This window comes from Cupriavidus sp. 01L43, assembly GCF_056399925.1.
On the sequence record NZ_JBFTSH010000003.1, the window covers coordinates 320,603 to 336,119 of the forward strand.

A 15,517-nucleotide genomic window follows, 5' to 3' on the forward strand; every position below is an offset into this window, starting at 1 on the left:
TGTGACGATCGCATCGTAAATGGCAAATTTCCGCCTGTCCTGCGAGAATGGGGCCGGAACCTTGGAGAAAAGGACATGCCGCCCACCCCCCGTCCTCGGAAAGCGACGCCGCCGCCAGTCGAGTGGATCGACCGCACCACGCCGGGCGCCCGGCGCCTGCCGCCCGATGCCCCGCACGACCCCGATGCCGACGCCCGGGCCGACACCTACGCGGCCTCGCCAGCCTACATCCGCTACGACCGCAGCCCGATGCCGGTAACGGCCATGGCCGCCGACTACGCCCCGGGCCACGTCACCAAGCCGCACCAGCATCCCCACGCGCAGTTGATCCACGCGATGCACGGCGTGATGGTGGTCTCCACGGCGGACGGGCAGTGGATCGTGCCGCCCACGCGCGGCATGTGGATGCCCGGCGGCACGGTGCACTGGATCCGCATGGTCGGCCGCGTGCAGATGCGCACCGCCTATATCCGCCCGGACGCCGCGCCGGACCTCCCCACCCGCTGCACCGTGCTCGGCGTCACCGCGCTGCTGCGCGAGCTGATCCTGGCCGCCATCGACATCCCACTGCCCTATGCACCGGACTCGCGCGACGGTCGGCTGATGCGGCTGCTCCTCGATGAGGTGCTGCTGGTGCCGACCCTGCCGCTGCACCTGCCGCGCCCGAGCGATGTCGGCCTGCGGCAGATCTGCGACGCCATCGTCGAAAGCCCGGACACCGACCTGACCCTGGCCGATTGGGGAAACTCGCTGGGGGTGGATCCGAAGACGATCCAGCGACGGTTCGCGCGCGAGACCGGCATGACCTTCGGCCAGTGGCGCCAGCAGGCGCGGTTGCTGGCCGCGCTGGAGCGCCTGGCGGCGGGGGCGAAGGTGGTGGATGTGGCGCTCGACATGGGCTATGGCAGCCCGAGCGCCTTTGCGACGATGTTCCGGCGGCAGTTCGGCGTGCCGCCCAGCGCCTTCTTCCGATAACTGCCCGATGAGCCCGGTCGGGGCTCAGGCCCCGATCGGGTCCCGCTCAGGCCCCATCCAGGTAACGCTCGGCCAGCCGGGTCCAGTACGCCGCGCCCACGGTCAGATTCTGGTCATTGAAGTCGTAGCCGGCGTTGTGCAGCAGCGGCTGGTTCGCGCCGTTGCCCATCCGCACGAAGCAGCCCGGGCGCTGTTGCAGGAAGTACGCGAAGTCCTCGCTGCCGGCGATCCGGTGGAAGTTCGGCACGGCACGCTCCGGCCCCACCAGTTCCTCGGCCACCTGGCGCGCGAACTCGGTTTCGGCCTCGCTATTCACCAGCACCGGGTAGCCGCGCACATAGTCGATATCGACCGTAGCGCCGTAACCCTCGGCGTGCGATGTAGCCAGCTGGCGGATGCGCGCCTCCATCGACGCCCGCACCTCGGGGTTGAACGACCGCACGCTGATTTCCATGCGCGCGCTGTCCGGAATCACGTTCGGGGCGTGGCCGGCGTGCAGCGTGCCGATGGTCACCACGGCGGTCTCGTTCGGATCCACATTGCGCGATACCACCGATTGCAGCGCCATCACCAGGCTGCCGGCCACCAGGATCGGGTCGATCGACTGGTGCGGGCGCGCCGCGTGGCCACCCTTGCCGCGGATCGTGATCGCTACCGTGTCGCAGGCCGCCATGAACGGGCCGGAACGGAACATGAAGGTGCCAGCTTCCACGCCCGGATGGTTGTGCAGGCCGAAGATCGCATCGCAGGGAAACCGCTCGAACAGGCCATCGGCCAGCATCCGCTCCGCGCCGCCGCCCGCGCCGATTTCCTCGGCCGGCTGGAAGATCAGGTGGATGGTGCCGTTGAAGCGGCGGGTCCGCGCCAGCTGGCGGGCGGCGCCCAGCAGCATGGTGGTGTGGCCGTCGTGGCCGCACGCGTGCATCTTGCCCTCATGCACGCTGGCATAGGGCAAACCCGAGCGCTCGTGAATCGGCAGCGCGTCCATATCGGCGCGAATGCCGACACTCCGCTTGCCCGTGCCGGCGCGCAGCGTGCCGACCACCCCGGTGCCGCCCACGCCGCGCGTGACCTGATAGCCCCACCCCTCCAGGCGGGACGCCACCAGTTCGGCAGTGCGGATCTCGTTGAAGGCCAGTTCGGGATGCTGGTGGATGCTGCGCCGGATGTCCTGCAGCTCGTCGTGGCAATCGAGCGTGTCGTGCAGCGTGCAGTAGGAGCGCGTGGGGGATTCGGTGGAGCCGTTCGCGAGCTTGACCGCGACGGTCTTCAATATCGATTCTATTTCGGGGGCATGTTCAGACATGGCATTGCTCTTGTGGCTTGCATGTATGAACAGTATTTCACGCAGGGTCGAAGGGTAAAACCCAGAATGCGGATTTCGTGCGTATGCGCCCTAAACCGTGCCAAAACTGTTGCCCTTAGGGGACGCTTTGTGTGGAACTGCGACCCTTTGTATGAAGACGTTTCAGCGGGGAACCCGAAAGTCCCCCTTTTTCTGGCAACGATGTCGGACATGGGCCGACGCCCGACTCAGCGCTCGCCGTATGGCACGACCTGCTGGGTCTGCTCGCCGAGGCCGGCGATACCGAGGCGCATGGTGTCGCCCGCGCGCAGGTAGCGCGGCGGCTTGAACCCCATGCCCACACCCGGCGGCGTGCCCGTGGCGATCAGGTCGCCGGGCAGCAGGGTCATGAAGCGGCTGACATAGCTGACCACGGTGGCGACGTCGAAAACCATGGTTGCGGTGCTGCCTTTCTGCATGCGCTGGCCGTTCACGTCCAACCACATCGCCAGGTTCTGGGGTTCGGGCACCTCGTCGCGCGTGACCAGCCAGGGGCCGACCGGGCAGAAGGTGTCGCAGCCCTTGCCCTTGTCCCAGGTGCCGCCCCGCTCGATCTGGAACTCGCGCTCGGACACATCGTTGACCACGCAGTAGCCCGCCACGTGCTCAAGCGCCTGGGCCTTCGAGACATTGCGCGCGGTGGTGCCGATGACCACGCCCAGCTCCACCTCCCAGTCGGACTTCTCCGAACCGAACGGCAGCATCACGGCATCGTTGGGGCCGTTCAGCGAGGAATTGGCCTTCAGGAAGACGATCGGCTCGGCCGGCAGCGGCATGCCGGCTTCGGCGGCATGGTCAGCGTAGTTCAGGCCGATGGCGATGATCTTGCCGATGCCGGTCCAGGGCACGCCGTGGCGGGCGCCCTCCACCAGCGGCAGCGTGGCGGGGTCGATCGCGGCCAGCCGGGCCAGCGCGGCCGGCGCCAGTTCGTCCGGGCCGATGTTGCCGATCACGGCAGACAGGTCGCGCACGCGGCCATCACGATCCACGACGCCCGGGCGCTCTGCACCGGGCTGTCCTACGCGTACTAGTTTCATGGTGATTTCCTTGGTTTCTGGGCTGGCCGTGGGAAGCGAGACGGCAAGGAAACCGAGGATAGCCGGAATCTGGCCGGCTTGTCCTGTGCAGCAGCGGAGACATCCCCGGTGGAGAAGTACCGCCAGGGTCACCACCACGCGCTACGTTTACGCCCCGGCCGGCACGCGATAGTGCGAGCTGTCGAGCAGGTCGAGCCCGCATTCGAGCTGCCCCACCCAGTCGATAAAGCGCTTCACCATCGCCCGACCCCGGAACGACGGCCCGTGCTGCGGCACGATCCATTCGATATCCATGGTCCGCGCCATCTCGGCCCAGAGCCGGCACGCGCGGTTGCCGCTCATATAGCGGCGATGGAACGGCAGCATGCGCGGGAGATGGGCGTCGAAGTCCTCGACCACCGCGCCGGCCTCGGCGGCCGTGGTCATGGCCGCGCCCAGATCGCCCGAGAACAGGATCTTGCTGATGGGATCGTAGAAGTGGAAATTGCCCTCCGAGTGGAGGAAGTGGGCCGGGACGGCGATCAGGTTGCTCGCGCCGAGCGGCACGACCATGCCGGCATCCGGAATGCCGACCACGCGGCCGGCCATCTTCCCGGCCTGGCAGATATGGGGCAGGAAGCGCGCCCATACCTGCGAGATCAACACCTTGCTGTCCGATGCCGTCAGCCAGCGGCCCACCGACGCCACGATGTCCGGATCGGCATGGGAGGCCAGCACGTAGTCGAGCCGCTTGGGCGGAAAGTGGCGGCTGATCGCCATATACAGCTCGCCGTAGGTCAGCGCACCGCCGGGATCGATCAACGCCCCGTGACCGTGGTTGACCACCAGGAACTGGTTCGACTGCACGACGTCCCCGTCGCCATCGTCCACCAGGTCGGTGAACACCATGCAGACATGCTCGCTCGATTCATACAGCGCGATAGCCATCGCGGCCCCCCTTTCGCTCGTTTTTGTTTTGAATCGGCGAAAGTACCAGCGGGGGCGGTTCGACCTTTGACGGGGATCAAAGGTCGGTCATGCGGTCTTAGCGCGTGCTGAGCAGCTTCTCGATATTGGCCACGAGTTGCTTGTCGTCCGGCTTGACCATGCTGTTGTAGCTGCCGACGACCTGCCCCTTGCGGTCGATCAGGTATTTATAGAAGTTCCACTTCGGCGCGGTGCCGGTTTCCTTGGCCAGCAGCTCGTACATCGGGTTGACATCGCTGCCGCGCACGTGGGACTTGCCCAGCATCGGGAACTTGACGCCGTAGGTGTTGTAGCAGAAGTCGGAAATTTCCTTCGAGGAGCCGGGCTCCTGCGAGAAATCGTTCGACGGGAAGCCGAGCACGACCAGGCCGCGCTCCCGGTACTTGGCGTAGAGCGCCTCGAGGCCCTCATACTGCGGCGTGAACCCGCAGTAGCTGGCCGTGTTGACCACCAGCACGACCTTGCCGGCGTACTGGCACAGGTTCTGGGGCGACTCGTCCTGCAGGCGCGGGAACTTGAAGTTGAGCGTCGCCGGGCAACTGCCGGCCTGACCGGCTGAAGCGGCGGCTGTGGGGGTCGACTTCTCGGCGGCGTGGGCTGCGCGCGGCAGCAGGCTGGCCGTGGCGGCGGCCATCGCGGACACCGCCAGGGCGGCGAGCAGCGCGCGGCGCTGGAGCGTCAGGGTGGCCGTGCGCGGGTGGCGCATCCGGGTCGGGGGGACCATGCGGGTCATGACGGGCGACTCCATATTGGGGCGTGAAAGGTAGCCTCCGCAGTCTACGCCTTCGTCGGGTTCACTGCACTCCGTGCTGCAGGATCGATGATGGACGATGGCGGCCGCCATCCGTCCGGGGGTCAGTCCATCACCGCCGTCGCGGCGTGCTCGGTCACGCTGGTACGCAGTTCCAGGTCCGGCATGCGCCGCACGATCAGTAACGCCACCACCGCCGCCACCGCGCCCGCCGCGAAAATCAGCTGGAAGCCCGACTCCACGCCGGCGGACAGCACCTGCCGCACGGCCGGCGACAGATGCGCCATCGCCTCGCTACCGTGGCGCAGCGCGCCAAGGTCCAGCGCCTGGGTCACGCCGGCGCGGCCCATCGCCTCGCGGAACTCCAGCGCCAGCAGCGTGCCGGCCAGTGCGCCGCCAATCGCGCTGCCGAGCGAGCGCACCACCAGCAGCGCGCCGGTGCCGGCGCCCATGTCGCGGCGCTCGAGCGCGTTCTGTACCGAAATCAGCGTGCCGACCATCGCCATGCCCAGCCCCACGCCGCCCACCGTCATGGCGAGCAGGACGGCAGCCGTGGGCACGTCCGGGGTAGCGCCAGCCAGCGCGCTCAGGCCAATGGCGGCCAACACGAAGCCGGCGCTGAGAATGCCCCGCATGCGTCCCATGCGCGGCGCCAGCCAGGCCACCACGAGGTTGCCGGCCACGGTGGACAGCAGGAACGGCACCACGAGCAGGCCGGACATCGCGGCATCGGCATGGCGCGCCAGCTGGAAATGCAGCGGCAGCGCGAAGATGCACAGGAAGATATTGAGCGCGGCCAGCGCCGAGGCGCCCACGCCCATCACATAGGCGCGGTTGCGGAACAGACGCGGCGGCAGCATCGGGTCCGCCGCGCGGCGTTCCTGCCAGGTCAGCAGGGCCAGCGCCCCGGCCGTGATGGCCAGCAACGCGCCGGTTTCCGGGGAGATCCAGTCGAAGGCATCGCCGGCCCAGCTCATGGCGAGCAGGAAGGCGACGATCGCCACCGCGAGCAGCAGCGCGCCCAGCCAGTCCACGCGCGGCCGGCCGCCGCGCGGGCGCAGGTTGGCCAGGCCCCGGTAGCACATCGCCATGGCCAGCGCGCCGAGCGGCACGTTGATCCAGAACAGCCAGCGCCAGGACAGATGGTCAGACACCCAGCCGCCCACCAGCGGCCCGGCGATGGAGGCCATCGCCCAGACCATCGCCAGATAGCCCTGGTAGCGCCCGCGCTGGCGCGGCGCCACCACGTCCGCAATGGCCGCCTGCGCCAGCGACATCAGCCCGCCGCCGCCCACGCCCTGCAGCGCCCGGAACAGGATCAGCTGCGTCAGCGACTGCGCCAGCGCGCACGCCACGGAGGCGAGGATGAACAGCGTGATGGCCACCATCAGCAGGCGCCGCCGCCCGAAGCTATCGGACAGCTTGCCGTACAGCGGCGTGGTGACGGTGGAGACGATCAGGTAGGCAGTGACGATCCACGACAGATGCCCAAATCCGTTGAGATCATTCGCAATGGCGGGCACGGCGGGGATGACCACGGTCTGGTCCAGCGCCGCGAGCAGTATGCATAACACGATGCCGCCGATGACCCGCATGATGGCGCGGTGATCGTGGACGATGGGCGGATGTTCGGGAACGGAGGCGGTAGCCTCCACGGCGGATTGCGGCGAGGTGGGCGACGACATGTGGCTACGGCGGGATGGAGGCTGCGGGGACCATCCCTTGCGTGGGGACGGCCTAATTCAGTATCCGCATAATTATATGCGGAAGCCATCGTTGACGTAGCAATGAATTTTGGCTAGAAGTGGCCACGGCGCCACATGGCGCGTCCGTGGCCTGATGGCCGCTAGCGCGAGCCGCCGGTGATGTAGTGTTCGAGTTGCTCGATCACGAAACGCTGTTCGCTGATGATGTTGTTCACGAGGTCGCCGATCGACAGCATGCCGAGCAGTTCGTCCCCTTCCATCACGGGCAGGTGGCGCAGGCGGTGCCGCGTCATCAGGCTCATGCAATCGTCCGTGGTCTGGTCCGCCCGCACATAGATCACCGCTGAGGTCATGATCTCCCGCACTAGCGTTTCGCGCGACGTACGTTGCATCAGGATCACTTTTCGGGCGTAATCGCGTTCGCTGAGGATGCCCTGGATCTTGCCGTGCTCCATCACCAGCAACGCGCCGATGCCTTTCTCCGCCATCAGTTGCAGCGCGGCGTAGACCGTCGCTGAAGGAGGAATGCTGAAGATCGCCTGATTTGGCTTCGCTTCCAGAACCTGCCGTGCGGTTTTCATAGACCGACTCCTTATTGCTGTCTGGGGAAATCGCTGCACCGGCCCGCCGCGCTGTCTTGCCCCCGCATACGCCGCCGGCCGCTCATTCAGATTAGCAAAGGATAGTCGGCGCTTACAGGGTGACTTTCACGAATCTTTGTAAGCAAGCCGACGTGCCCTATTGTTTCTTCTTGCGCACAATTCCCAGCAGCGAAGTCGCGCGTTACTCGGTCAGCATCCGCACCCGCACCTTGCGGCCCTTGACCTTGCCATCGTTGAGCCGTTTGACCGCTTCCTTGCCGATGGCACGATCCACGGCGATGTACGTGGACATCTCCATCACGTTGATCTTGCCAATCTGGTCCTTGGTGAAGCCGGCCTCGCCGGTCAGCGCGCCGAGGATGTCGCCCGCGCGGATCTTTTCCTTGCGGCCGCCGAGCATTTGCAGCGTGACCATCGGCGGCAGCAGGCGCTCCTTGCTCTTCGGCACCAGCTCGGTCAGCGCGTGCCATTCGAATTCGCCGCCCTGATGCTGTTCCAGGTTCCCCACGCGCCCCATTTCATCCATGCTGACCAGGCTGAACGCCCAGCCTTCCGCATCCGCGCGGCCCGTGCGGCCGATGCGGTGCACATGCACCTCGGGGTCGGGCGTGACATCGACGTTGATCACGGCTTCCAACTGGGCGATGTCGAGACCGCGGGCTGCCACGTCCGTGGCCACCAGGACCGAGCAGCTCCGGTTCGCAAACTGCACCAGCACCTGATCGCGGTCACGCTGTTCCAGGTCGCCATGCAGCGCCAGGGCCTCGAAGCCCTGCGCGCGCAGCAATTCGACGAGATCGCGGCAACGCGCCTTGGTATTGCAGAAGGCAAGCGTGCTGGCAGGCCGGAAGTGATCGAGCAGGCGGCCCACAGCTTGCAGGCGGTCGCCATCCTCCACCTCGTAAAAACGTTGACGAATCTTGCTGGCGCCGTGCGTCTCGGCCAGCTTGATCTCGCGCGGCTTGTTCAGGAACTGCTGGCTCAGCTTGACGATGCCGGGCGGGTAGGTGGCCGAGAACAGCAGCGTCTGGCGGTCCTTCGGGCAATGGTTGGCGACGAACGCGATGTCATCGAAGAAGCCCATGTCGAGCATGCGGTCCGCTTCGTCCAGCACCAGCGTATTGATACCGCGCAGGTCCAGGCTGCCGCGCTCGATGTGATCGAGAATGCGCCCCGGGGTGCCCACAACGATATGCGCGCCATGGATAAGGCTGTCGACCTGTGGCCGCATAGGCGACCCGCCGCACAGCGTCAGCACCTTGATGTTCTCTTCCGCACGCGCCAGGCGGCGGATTTCCTGCGTGACCTGATCGGCCAGTTCGCGCGTGGGGCAGAGCACGAGCGCCTGCACGTCGAAGCGGCGTGCGTCGAGCCGATGCAGCACCGCAAGCCCGAAGGCGGCGGTCTTGCCGCTACCAGTCTTGGCCTGCGCGATCAGATCCTGCCCGGCCAGCGCCAGCGGCAGGCTGGCGGCCTGGATCGGCGTCATGGTGTCGTAGCCGAGCTGCGCCAGCGTGGCGAGCATCGCGGGCGACAGCGCCAGGTCGGAGAACGGCGCGCCTGCCGAAGTCGTGGCGGGGGCGGCGGAGATGGGGGTTGGGCTCGAAGTCATGCCGGATTATAGCGGCGGGGGTGCGGCGGGGGTGGCTCGGAAACCGGCTTCAGTCACGCAGCCTTGCGCGCGGCGGGCTTCTTCACCGGCACGTCCTCGGTCGGCGCCCATCCCAGCCGCTCGAGCAGGGCCTGCGCCGCCGCCGGCGCGTGCTCCTTCGCCCCGTTGATGAAGAACAGGAACAACCCCTTGGGCTTCTGACGGGCGCCGGCCTGCTCATCCACGCGCGGCAGGTCGTCCGGCACGCTACCGCCGGCCCACGCGGTGGCGCGCGCGGCCCAGGCGTCGAGATCTTTCGGCGCATAGCCGGTCTTGAGCTTGGCCTGCGCGTTCATCAGCCGCGCATAGGCAAAGTCCGCGGTCGGGTCCGCGAACGACGGAAACTTTGGCGAATCTGTGTACACCGTGGCCGCCTTGAACTTGCGCGCGAGTTTCAGGTAGTCGTCGCACATAAAGCTCTCGTGCCGCACCTCAAGCACGTGCCGCAGCTTCACGCCTTCGACAGCATCCGGGAGCAAGGTCAGGAATGCCTCGAAGTCATCGGCCACGAACTGCTTGGTTGGCGCGAATTGCCAGACGATGGGACCGAGTTTCTTGCCCAGCTCGGCAATGCCGCTGTCGATGAAACGGGCGATGGAGTCGCCCGACTCGGCCAGGATGCGCCGGTTGGTGGCGAAGCGCGACGCCTTCACCGAGAACACGAAGCCATCCGGGGTCGCATCGCGCCAATTGGCGAATGACGTTCGCTTTTGTGTCCCGTGATAGGTGCTGTTGATCTCGATGGCGGTCAGGTGACGGCTTGCGTACTCGAGTTCGCGCGCCTGCGCGAGCCCGGACGGGTAGAAGTTGTCGCGCCATGGCGCAAAACTCCATCCGCCGATGCCGATGTGGATGTTACCTACCGTCTTGCCTTGCTTGCGCACTGCCATGACCACCTCCGCCAATCACGCAAAATGCGATGCATACCAGTCTAGCGCGCAGCGGCGTGTCCGGCCAACGCCACGTTTTCGTCGCATGACGATTCATGGCGGGAATGTTGCTTCCTGAATGTGGCGACCGAAGGCACACTACAACCGATTCCAGCCGCCTCACCTAACCCGGAGGGCCCGCCTTGCGCATCGACCCCGACACGCTCCCGGCGATTCTGCAAAGCATCGAGGCACGGGCCCTGGCACTGCGCGACACCCCGCCAGCCGGCTTGTTTTCGTCGATCGACGAGACGGCGGCTCACATCGACCTGCCCATGGAGCGGGTGCTCTATCAGCCGCCGCCGGCTGCGGCCCTGAGTCAGAGCCTTCTCAAACGACGGGTCGAAGCTGCGCTACGCAGCCAGCCGCAAGTCTCGCTGCAAGCCCTCTGCGGGGACCACCCACTCGAACACGGCCTCGCGGAGTTGCTGACTTATCTGCAACTGACTGGCGATACCTTCCATTGCGTCGTCGATGAGGCGGCGACCGAGACCGTCACCTGGCACGCGCGCGGCATGGGCGGCGAGCCGCTGACACGCGGCGCGCAAATGCCACGCGTCGTCTTTGTGAGACATGGATCATGAGCGCGCACGGTCCCCATGCCCTGTCGCCCCTTGTGGTCCCGCTGCTCAAAGGGGTGCTGAGCCGCGAAGACTCACCCAGCGCTTGGCAGGCACTCGTGTCACAGCAGGCAGCCGTGCGCGACTATGTGGCCGTGCTGGGCCTCGCCCTGGTCGTCGACGAGGACGATGGATTCGCATTTCTACGAGTGCTATCAGCGCCAGCGGCAGATGCCACGGCGCCCTCTTTGATCGCCAGACGCCCCCTGTCCTACGCGGTCAGCCTCACGCTGGCGTTGCTGCGCAAGGCGCTCGCCGAATTCGACGCTGCCGGTCTCGATGGCCCACTGATCCTGACGCGCGAAGACATCGCTGAATTGCTACGCACGTTCCTGCCTTCGGGCAGCAATGAAGCCAAGCTTATCGACATGGTCGACTCGCATGTGGGCAAGATCGTCGAACTCGGCTTCCTGCGGCGCGCGGGCCAAACGGAAACACCTTCGTACGAAGTCCGCCGGGTGTTGAAAGCATTTATCGACACCCAATGGCTGGCCGATTTCGACGCGCGGCTGGCCGCCTATCAGACACAACTGCGCGGCACCTCCACCGAGCGCACGCGAGGCGTCGATGGATAGGCCACCCACCATGGCACCGGAGACGGTGGCCCCGGATATCGAGGCCACCACACTGGATGCAGGATTCCGCCTGATGCGGCTCGAGGTCTCGAACTGGGGGCCGTTCCGGCAAGGTGTGACGTCGATGTGTCCCGACGGCCGCCATGCCGTGCTGACTGGCAACCTCGGGCCAGGCACGAGCGCCCTGGTCGAGGCCTTGAGAATGCTCCTACTCCCGGCCCCGAACCCCGCCATCACGCCGCATGCGACGGATCGGCCCGCCATGCTGCTTGGCGTCTTCCACAATGCCGCGTTCGACAGAACGGTCACCCTCGCCCAGATATTCCCTAGCGCGGCGGATCAGCCCCTGCCCGCGCGGCTGTTCGTCGCCGCGCCGCATGAATTGAGCATCGGCGGCGATCTTTCTCACTTCGACGGCGACCTCGTCGCCCTCCGCAAATCGCTGCGCACGGTCGGCGCCGAATCCTTCGACACCTTCCCGCGGTATCACGCATGGTTCCGTCGCTGCTTCGCCATCGGCGATCCGCTACCCGTCGAAGCTCTGCGCGCCTGCCGTGACGCGCTGGACGGCTACTTTGCCAGCCTCAAGCTCGCGCTGCTGGAGGTGCGGCTCGGACAACTGGCCGACGACTGGGCGCGACACGACCGCCGCGTGCTGGATGAAGTGGAGCGCCACGCCGCGCTGCGCGCCCAGGCGCTGCACCTGCGGCATAGCATTTCCGCGAGTGGAGGCGAGCGGATCGCGCAACTCGACATCGATATCGAGCAACTCGAACGGGTACGCGACATCCGCCGGCAACGCGCAACGCTGTACGCCACGCTGATTGCCTCCGTCAACGAAGCGCCTGCCGCCACCGAGGCGGACTTCCTCGCCCAACGCGAGCGGCTGGCGGCGCGCCGGGCCCATGCGCCGTCCGCAGCGCTCTCGCAACTCTCCGCTTTTTCAGACTTCCACGAAATCGACTGGCACATTCCGGCGCGCGACGCGGCGCGACTTGGGGAGGAAAAGCAACGACTCCAGAATGCCTCGGACATCCTCCAGCAACTGGCTGATGGGCTGGAGGAGTTACGAGGGACAATCCGGTCATGCGAGCAATCGCTCGATGCCTGCCGCGACGCCCGCACGGCGGCGCAGACGGCGATGGCCATCGCAGAAACGGAGCGCCAGCAGGCGGAAGACCTACTGGCCGCGTCCGAACCCGCCATGCAGTCGGCCAGCCTCGACATGCTCGACGCGCTGCGCGCCGAGGCGTTCGGGCAACACGCGCCCACCGTGGAATCATGCGACCCCTGCCGCGAGAGCATGCGCCGCTGGCTCCAGGCCCGCATCGACGCCGACGCACGCGACTGGGCACTTCTGGACGAACAACTACGCGACGCGCCATCCGCGCTGGCCACCGCAGAGGCGGCTCGGCCCTACCGCTTCCACCTCGCCGTGCTGGATGAATCATTCTGGCGGGGCGACGACGACACCACGCGCAACTGGCTACAACGGCTAGGCGCCGCCAACGTGCAATGCCTGATCGTCACCCCGATGGAGAAGATTCCTATTGTTGAGCCGATGGTGTCCAGCGTGGCGTTTGTGCGGGATGAGGGAGACGCTGCAGCGCGGGTCTGGCGGGTAGGGATAGAGAATCGGTAGGTGGCGGTATCCCGCTACGCTTCCCCCGCAGGCGGAGGATATTTCACCGCATTCATTTCCATTTTCGCCCTCACCGCGGCATCCAGATCCACCCCCAACGCCGTCACAAGCTGCGTGAGGTAAATCGTAATATCCGCCAGTTCCTGCTCCACATGCGCCCGCTCCGCGGTCGCCATGACGTTGCGGGATTCCTCTTCCGTCTGCCACTGGAAGATTTCCACGAGTTCGGACACCTCGACGCTCAGCGCCATGGCGAGATTCTTGGGGCTGTGATACTTGCCCCAGCCGCGCCGCTCGCCAAAGGCGGCGGCGGCGAGTTGGAGATTCTTGATGTCGATGAGAGGCATGGACAGTCTCACTTCAATGAAAAAGGGTTACGGCCTGGCAAGCCGTAACCCCATTTGATGACTAGCGTTTTTATGATCTCGCTAGGATCGGCGCACCACCTGTAGCCGCTCAAAATAGATGGCAAATCTTGCCATATAAATCAGTAACTTAACCAACTATTCCGCAACACCCGTTCGTCAAAATTCCAAAATAGTTGAGAAATTCCTACCGAAACGCCACAAAAAGTGGCACCCGCTCAGGCTKAGTTGCCATACTACGTAGTCGCCAAGCGCAAACCGAAGGCGTAACGCGTCCCACCGACTCCATGAGCACCTGAAGATGGCCTGCATCCAAGTCGGCCTCTGCCCACCACTCAAATGGAAGCGCTGGAAAGGTTCGCCATAACGGAGCGGCGGTCCCTCGCGACCATGATCCTTGACGCCACCCAGGCGTACCACAGCAAAATCGCCTTGCGATCACTGACTCGTTCGGGATTCGGAAAAGTGAGAGCGCGGACGGAGAAGCCTACCAAGCGACTCCGCACACGTGCCATATCGAAGAAATCGACACGGAGTCAGAGTGGGGTGCCGCGTTTCAGAGCGAATCTCATCGCTGGTGTGAGCAGCGAAGTGTCGACGTCCTCGACTGCGTTTTGGTAAACGGAGGCACAGAAGTCGGCGAACTCCTGCCGCCTGCTATCGGCGCTACGGAAATCGGTTGAAATGAAATGGTCTCCGTCAAATTCCCCAACGAAAAACCGGTTATACCGAGTGCCGTTAGCCAGCAGTAAATCAAAAAGCACTGTCCCGCATACCTTCCTCCTTCGCAAATCGCTTTCGACCCGCGTGAGCGTCCCCATAGGATTTTGGAATCCTACAGAGAACACTACGGCCGACAGTCCTTTTGGACCTTTCGACTTCACAAGGAAGGGCTGTTTCATTTTACCTTTTGATAGAAACTCTCTATCAAATCCAGCACTTGCTTAACTACATTAATCGCCTCAGCCATCGAAGCAAGCGTTCGCGTGCCCACCAGGAGAACGCTCATGTGAGCAAGACCGTGCCGCTGCTTATGGTATAGCCCATAAGCCTGAGCAAGAAGCATGCCCTTATCTCCTGCAAGATGCTCGAGATACGACTCCCGGACAGCATAAAGTTGCCCATTCACATCGAAATAGTCGCCAAAATTGCCCTTGTCGGCAGGCTGAAGGCCACATTCGCGGATTTCCTGGTAAAGGAAACCTTCCAGTCCGCGCAATGCAGGGAAAGCGACAGTGCTGTAGTCCTCCAGTTCAACATCGACTTTGGACCACGTCAATGCGCAACTCAATTGCTTGCGAATCTCACTATGCAGCCTTGGGAAGGCTACGGGCAACTTTGTGGCGAGCTCATCCTTAATTTCGGCAACCGATACTGGAACCTTATAGGTGGCAATCTGTTTCTCAAGTACGGTATCCAACGAAAGCACGTTCGTCAGGTAGTCCCAGACGAGCGAGGCCAGGTGCAGATTGCGACCTTGGAATTGCACCGTGCCAGTGTTGAAGACTGTCACGGCCAAGGTGTCCCCATCTTTACCGCGCCAGCGGGTTCGGTGCCCATGCGCTGTCGGCTCATCAGCCACGCGCTCAGCCTGGCCCTCCGCCACAAAAAACTCAGACAACTCGTCGACTTGAGCCTGCTGCAATTTTACCGAAACTTCAAATTTCTGCTGAGCAGCATAAGCGCATCCGGCTTCGAGAATTGACGCGACAGACTCGAACGCAGCACGGTCCCAGCCGCTCGCATGGCCCAACGTGGTGGTCCCGTCACCTTTCAGAAACACGTTAACGCGAAATTTGGCACCATCCCACGTGCCTGTCAGCACCATGTTGCCGTTCGCTTCGACTTTGGTTGTCAATTCCGTTGCGCCCGACGCTTCGAGGCATGGCAAGATTTTGTCGCGGTTGAGCCGCAAACTTTTAAATTCTTTTGGCATTCTTTTATTGGCTTGGCACAGCAACACGGGAGATATATCAACTCCGGTGGCATCGCGGACGCTTCCCCTAGTGAGGGACTAGCGTTTTTCTCCGGACTAGGTACGCACACGAGCGTGCGGGACGCGGACGCCCCTAGGGCGCCTATCTCTGCCGCGCACGGAATCTTGCCACGCTGGTGGTAAGCTTGTCACGTCGAGTACCAGGTAGCCGACGAGACAACGGGCCACGCATCCAGCGCCTTATACCTGCATCAGACCCGCGCTCTTCCGTTCGCCGGTCATTGAATCGAAGCGCGGTGGAAGAACATACGGGGGACTGGCAAGCCGTGGGCAGAAGGGCACCCGTACTATCGGAGGGCCTGCCGCGCATCGCAGCACACTCGTAGCACCGCCGAGTCACCGGCCTTGGAGAAGCCA

General features: G+C 64.6%; 15 protein-coding genes. 4 read left to right on the forward strand and 11 right to left on the reverse strand.

Going from position 1 to position 15,517, the window contains the following annotated elements; translation table 11 throughout:
• Nucleotides 1-156 precede the first annotated feature (156 nt).
• Nucleotides 157-975, forward strand: a complete 819-nt coding sequence (locus AC1DP9_RS08415) for an AraC family transcriptional regulator (RefSeq protein WP_092292079.1) — start codon at nucleotides 157-159, stop codon at nucleotides 973-975.
• Nucleotides 976-1,021: 46 nt separating this feature from the next.
• Here the strand turns inward: AC1DP9_RS08415 and AC1DP9_RS08420 are convergent, their stop codons facing one another.
• The 8 genes from AC1DP9_RS08420 to AC1DP9_RS08455 form a co-directional block, all read right to left on the reverse strand.
• Entirely contained in the window at nucleotides 1,022-2,281 is a 1,260-nt protein-coding gene (locus tag AC1DP9_RS08420; RefSeq protein WP_092291176.1) for a M20 aminoacylase family protein, read from the reverse strand.
• A 227-nt stretch (nucleotides 2,282-2,508) separates the two neighbouring features.
• A complete protein-coding gene (locus AC1DP9_RS08425) occupies nucleotides 2,509-3,357 on the reverse strand; it encodes a fumarylacetoacetate hydrolase family protein (RefSeq protein WP_092291174.1) in 849 nt (282 codons plus the stop codon).
• Between the two features lie 147 nt (nucleotides 3,358-3,504).
• Nucleotides 3,505-4,284 carry an oxygen-binding di-iron domain-containing protein gene (locus tag AC1DP9_RS08430; RefSeq protein ID WP_092291172.1) on the reverse strand — a complete coding sequence of 260 codons (780 nt, stop codon included), beginning with the start codon at nucleotides 4,282-4,284 and terminating at the stop codon, nucleotides 3,505-3,507.
• 97 nt (nucleotides 4,285-4,381) lie between these two features.
• A complete protein-coding gene (locus AC1DP9_RS08435) occupies nucleotides 4,382-5,047 on the reverse strand; it encodes a glutathione peroxidase (RefSeq protein WP_369823464.1) in 666 nt (221 codons plus the stop codon).
• A 131-nt stretch (nucleotides 5,048-5,178) separates the two neighbouring features.
• Nucleotides 5,179-6,669: an MDR family MFS transporter gene (locus tag AC1DP9_RS08440; protein ID WP_441644157.1), complete on the reverse strand. Its 1,491-nt coding sequence runs from the start codon at nucleotides 6,667-6,669 to the stop codon at nucleotides 5,179-5,181.
• Between the two features lie 251 nt (nucleotides 6,670-6,920).
• Nucleotides 6,921-7,361, reverse strand: a complete 441-nt coding sequence (locus tag AC1DP9_RS08445; protein ID WP_441591515.1) for a CBS domain-containing protein — start codon at nucleotides 7,359-7,361, stop codon at nucleotides 6,921-6,923.
• Between the two features lie 202 nt (nucleotides 7,362-7,563).
• Entirely contained in the window at nucleotides 7,564-8,994 is a 1,431-nt protein-coding gene (gene dbpA, locus AC1DP9_RS08450; RefSeq protein ID WP_477107039.1) for an ATP-dependent RNA helicase DbpA, read from the reverse strand.
• Nucleotides 8,995-9,047: 53 nt separating this feature from the next.
• Nucleotides 9,048-9,923, reverse strand: a complete 876-nt coding sequence (locus tag AC1DP9_RS08455) for a DUF72 domain-containing protein (protein WP_441591517.1) — start codon at nucleotides 9,921-9,923, stop codon at nucleotides 9,048-9,050.
• A 182-nt stretch (nucleotides 9,924-10,105) separates the two neighbouring features.
• Here AC1DP9_RS08455 and AC1DP9_RS08460 point away from each other — a divergent pair, with 182 nt between their 5' ends.
• From AC1DP9_RS08460 to AC1DP9_RS08470, 3 genes are read left to right on the forward strand one after another with little or no spacing between them, the layout of a single operon-like run.
• Nucleotides 10,106-10,546, forward strand: coding sequence for a DUF3375 family protein (locus tag AC1DP9_RS08460; protein ID WP_092291162.1), 441 nt, complete (start codon nucleotides 10,106-10,108; stop codon nucleotides 10,544-10,546).
• The gene (locus AC1DP9_RS08465; protein ID WP_477107040.1) at nucleotides 10,543-11,157 is read left to right on the forward strand and encodes a DUF4194 domain-containing protein; all 615 of its coding nucleotides are present in this window, start codon (nucleotides 10,543-10,545) and stop codon (nucleotides 11,155-11,157) included. The genes AC1DP9_RS08460 and AC1DP9_RS08465 overlap by 4 nt, the downstream gene beginning before the upstream one ends.
• Before the next feature lie 10 nt (nucleotides 11,158-11,167).
• Nucleotides 11,168-12,799, forward strand: coding sequence for an ATP-binding protein (locus AC1DP9_RS08470; RefSeq protein ID WP_477107041.1), 1,632 nt, complete (start codon nucleotides 11,168-11,170; stop codon nucleotides 12,797-12,799).
• Nucleotides 12,800-12,813: 14 nt separating this feature from the next.
• Here AC1DP9_RS08470 and AC1DP9_RS08475 read toward each other — a convergent pair whose 3' ends face one another.
• From AC1DP9_RS08475 to AC1DP9_RS08485, 3 genes are all read right to left on the reverse strand, one after another.
• Nucleotides 12,814-13,146 (reverse strand): nucleotide pyrophosphohydrolase, encoded by a 333-nt coding sequence (locus AC1DP9_RS08475; protein WP_441591525.1) that lies wholly within the window; start codon nucleotides 13,144-13,146, stop codon nucleotides 12,814-12,816.
• Between the two features lie 554 nt (nucleotides 13,147-13,700).
• Nucleotides 13,701-14,066 carry a type II toxin-antitoxin system RnlB family antitoxin gene (locus tag AC1DP9_RS08480; protein ID WP_477107042.1) on the reverse strand — a complete coding sequence of 122 codons (366 nt, stop codon included), beginning with the start codon at nucleotides 14,064-14,066 and terminating at the stop codon, nucleotides 13,701-13,703.
• Entirely contained in the window at nucleotides 14,063-15,100 is a 1,038-nt protein-coding gene (locus tag AC1DP9_RS08485; RefSeq protein ID WP_477107043.1) for an RNase LS family HEPN domain-containing protein, read from the reverse strand. Before AC1DP9_RS08485 ends, AC1DP9_RS08480 begins: the two co-directional genes overlap by 4 nt.
• Nucleotides 15,101-15,517: the final 417 nt, after the last annotated feature.